The following is a 361-nucleotide window of genomic DNA, read 5'->3' on the forward strand; positions in this document are numbered from 1 at the left end:
CCGTGGTTGTTACAGGTAGGTTTACGTGTGGTGTGGAATGTTGGTTTAATCGACCTCCTCGATGGTGGGGCCAGCGCCTCCAGCCCCGGGGGCGGCACCTCCGGCTCCGGGTGCTCCGCCCGGGAAGCCCGGCATACCTCCGGGGACTCCTCCGGCACCCTGGTACATCTTCGTTATTATCGGATTGCAAATGCCTTCCAATTCTTTCTGCTTGTGCTCATACTCCTCCTTGTCGGCCAGTTGGTTGGAATCCAGCCACTTGATGGTGTCGTTGCACTTGTCGAGGATGGTCTGCTTGTCAGAGTCAGAGATCTTTTCCTTGAGCTTCTCATCCTCCATGGTAGACTTCATGCTGAAGCAG

At 56.2% G+C, this 361-nt stretch carries 1 protein-coding gene; it reads right to left on the minus strand.

Going from position 1 to position 361, the window contains the following annotated elements:
- Positions 1–45 precede the first annotated feature (45 nt).
- Positions 46–361, minus strand: a 316-nt coding sequence (locus F0U47_RS22815) for a heat shock 70 family protein (protein WP_223162859.1), incomplete at its 5' end; no start/stop codon positions are given.

Source organism: Nocardioides antri (assembly GCF_008373765.1).
GTDB lineage: Bacteria > Actinomycetota > Actinomycetes > Propionibacteriales > Nocardioidaceae > Nocardioides > Nocardioides antri.